Origin of the sequence: Vibrio cincinnatiensis DSM 19608, from assembly GCF_900167345.1 — a bacterium.
Classification (GTDB): Bacteria; Pseudomonadota; Gammaproteobacteria; order Enterobacterales; family Vibrionaceae; genus Vibrio; species Vibrio cincinnatiensis.
Genome location: NZ_FUXB01000040.1, coordinates 1 through 2754 on the forward strand (window position 1 = coordinate 1; position 2754 = coordinate 2754).

Genomic DNA, 2754 nt, shown 5'->3' on the forward strand with positions numbered 1-2754 from the left:
TAGCGCATCTTGAACTTTCTTTGTGCATCGCAGCTGGTACATAAATTCAATATCCTGATTTATCGATACTTTCAGATACGATAATGTGTGCTACTGTCAATTGCAACATAACGCCCTGCTAAGGGGTGAGCAATGCACTGCAAAAGCTACCGCATACCATCGTAGTCACGCAACTCACCGCATGCTGAAAATGCCACGCATTGCGAATCCCTCTTAAGCAGTTTGTTAGGTTTTTGGGACTCGAAGTACTTGAGCAGTTTTTCTACGCTGAATTTAAGTAATAGCCGGTCTGTATCAGTAAATTCCCCTTCATGTATGATTATTTCATTTAGCTGATAGCCAGAATCTAGCTGGACAAGGTACTTTTTGAAATCGATTTGCTTCTTAGTGTCGTTGAAAATTTTCGCTAACTCGGGTTCATTTATAGTAATTGAATCTATCTGCCACTTAAAACCTGTCCGTTTGATGACAAATAGATCTGCTACATAGTCGAGGTCATTTGATAGCTTAAAAAAACTACTTTTCTCAGTCTGCGACAGGTTTATGCTTACCCTTATCCCTTGATTATTGATAAAAGGGAACCAGTAATTTTCTTTTTTGAGATTAATGGAAAAGTTGCTACTGTCCAGTAAATCAAATCGTTTCAGCAAGCTAACAGTGAAAACAAACATATCTTGATCACAGTGTGAATCGAAGTTTTGGTCGTTACCAGTAACAACCTTAATGCATTCACTTGAGAAGTCTTCATTCTTAAGCTTGATGAATAATTCACCTATAATCTCGTCTGCACGACTGTTTTCACCAGCAACACTTACTAAAAAAAAGAATGACGCCACCGCTGCTAAAGAAATAACTCCAAATACCTTGCTCATTAACAATCCTTTGAACTAAACCTAACGCCCGCTTAAGGGGCAGCCAACGCTACTACTAACTTTCCGCATAACACTGTAACTATAAAAACCAACGCATAGTAAAAATGCCACGCGTTGGCTGTCCCTCTTTAACGCCTTGTTATGTGTTTTTCCGCTCATTTAAAAGGTTTTGATATCGTTTTTCACAAATAAACCAAGCTATAGCATTAAACGGAATACCAATACCAAAAAAAATTATTGCCAATATAGGTAGACCAGTGAAAAACTCTTCCCATTGACTCTGATTGGTGAAGAAAGCCACACCCAAAAACCTACCGACAACAACCGCTCCGCCCATAATAAGTGTCTGAGTAAAAGTATAATAGATCAGTCCTTTACGCCTTTTGCTTTCCCATCTTTTAAACCATTTATCCTGAAACTTCGTCATCTAACCTCCTTGATGCCAACGTTGGTTTCATTAAGCTTAGTCATATGAATCGGATGTACTACTTTGCCATTAACTTTTACGAGAAATGTCCCGAAATCGCATTAACACATAACGCCCGCTTAAGGGGCAGCCAACGCTACTACCAAGCTTCCGCATAACACTGTAATCACAAAAGCCAACGCATAATAAAAATGCCACGCGTTGGCTGTCCCTCTTGAAGCGTTTGTTAGCCGTTTTTACCAAACCTACTGTTTCGTTAGCATTAACCGACGCAAATCTCGCTCCGCACGCATAACAAAAAGAATACGAACCTTTTCATCATCATACTTGTAGAAAACACGACATGGATTTACAACGACTTCACGATAGTTGAGGTGTTCTAGTTCTGGTGGGACGCGCCCAGACTCTGGAAAATCGGCCAAACGTTCAACTTTTGTAAACACGGTTTGAACCAGTTGTTTAGCAGCCACGGCATTTTCAAGTTCGATGTATTCAGCAATATCATTCAGATCGGATAGAGCCGGCTCCGTCCAAATTATTTCAACCATTTTGACATTCTGTCCTTAGCATCTTGATGGCTGACCACTTTGCCATCCGCTAAAGCTCGTTCGCCACGAGCAATGCCTTCGAGGATCGCTAGACGATTTTGCATAAATTCATAATCATCTACATCAATAAGGTAAGCTGACGGCTTTCCGTGCTCAGTTATCAGTACTGGCTCTTTCGTATCATGAAGATCGGCAAGGATCTTAGTGGCCTGCCGTTTTAGTGACGTCACGAGTTCTACTTTCATTTGAGCTGCTCCAAAGAAATAACAAAGTGATACTATTCTATCACTCTAAGCATAGCAAGCTTTCAAACGGCTAACGCCCGCTTAAGGGGCAGCCAACGCGACGACTAAGCTTCCGCATAACACCGTAAACACACAAACCAACGCATAGTAAAAATGCCGCGCGTTGGCTGTCCCTCTTGAAGCGTTTGTTATATGCCTTGGATTCATATACTAAGTGCCTGTTCACAAAGTCTAAAAGTCCCTTAGTAAGCACCTAAAGTAAAGGCTACAAGCTGTATAGCCTTTTGCGATCTTTGCGGTAACATTTAAAAGCCAAGACCCAGAACGAAATCAAGGCAAACAACGCTACCTTGTCGTATTTATGTAATAACTTCCCAACTATGGCATCTTCCAAAGGTTTCATTACTCCTTGGAACTCAATTTCAGCGATATAGTATTTGCCGACCAATAAAATTACGAAGTGAAAAACGACACCAAGAATCAGTGCTAATTGAGTGCGTTTCGATAGTGAAAGCACATATAGAAATTCATATACAAAGTTCATTTTTACTTCCTATCTGTATTGGCATTAGTGTACCCCACGAAAAGTGGACACAACATAACTACACACTTTCGAACTCGACGGGACTCACGTAGCCCAACGCTGAGTGCTTCCTATTTCG

At 40.8% G+C, this 2754-nt stretch carries 5 protein-coding genes; all 5 read right to left on the bottom strand.

Annotation, left to right across the window (positions count from 1 at the left end; translation table 11 throughout):
• Positions 1-146: 146 nt before the first annotated feature.
• Positions 147-872 carry a hypothetical protein gene (locus B5D54_RS17395; protein ID WP_039438385.1) on the bottom strand — a complete coding sequence of 242 codons (726 nt, stop codon included), beginning with the start codon at positions 870-872 and terminating at the stop codon, positions 147-149.
• Positions 873-1011: 139 nt separating this feature from the next.
• Positions 1012-1299 (bottom strand): hypothetical protein, encoded by a 288-nt coding sequence (locus tag B5D54_RS16645; RefSeq protein ID WP_078927640.1) that lies wholly within the window; start codon positions 1297-1299, stop codon positions 1012-1014.
• A 245-nt stretch (positions 1300-1544) separates the two neighbouring features.
• On the bottom strand, positions 1545-1847 hold the full coding sequence (locus tag B5D54_RS16655; RefSeq protein WP_078927641.1) for a type II toxin-antitoxin system RelE/ParE family toxin: 303 nt from the start codon (positions 1845-1847) through the stop codon (positions 1545-1547).
• Positions 1835-2092, bottom strand: coding sequence for a type II toxin-antitoxin system Phd/YefM family antitoxin (locus tag B5D54_RS16660; protein ID WP_000861987.1), 258 nt, complete (start codon positions 2090-2092; stop codon positions 1835-1837). Before B5D54_RS16660 ends, B5D54_RS16655 begins: the two co-directional genes overlap by 13 nt.
• 265 nt (positions 2093-2357) lie before the next feature.
• Positions 2358-2636: a hypothetical protein gene (locus tag B5D54_RS16665; protein ID WP_001012254.1), complete on the bottom strand. Its 279-nt coding sequence runs from the start codon at positions 2634-2636 to the stop codon at positions 2358-2360.
• Positions 2637-2754: the final 118 nt, after the last annotated feature.

Excerpts from the sequence above, each read along its gene's own strand:
- B5D54_RS16660 (WP_000861987.1), bottom strand. The coding sequence starts at position 2,092 with ATGAAAGTAGAACTCGTGACGTCACTAAAACGGCAGGCCACTAAGATC.
- B5D54_RS17395 (WP_039438385.1), bottom strand. The coding sequence starts at position 872 with ATGAGCAAGGTATTTGGAGTTATTTCTTTAGCAGCGGTGGCGTCATTC.
- B5D54_RS16645 (WP_078927640.1), bottom strand. The coding sequence starts at position 1,299 with ATGACGAAGTTTCAGGATAAATGGTTTAAAAGATGGGAAAGCAAAAGG.
- B5D54_RS16655 (WP_078927641.1), bottom strand. The coding sequence starts at position 1,847 with ATGGTTGAAATAATTTGGACGGAGCCGGCTCTATCCGATCTGAATGAT.
- B5D54_RS16665 (WP_001012254.1), bottom strand. The coding sequence starts at position 2,636 with ATGAACTTTGTATATGAATTTCTATATGTGCTTTCACTATCGAAACGC.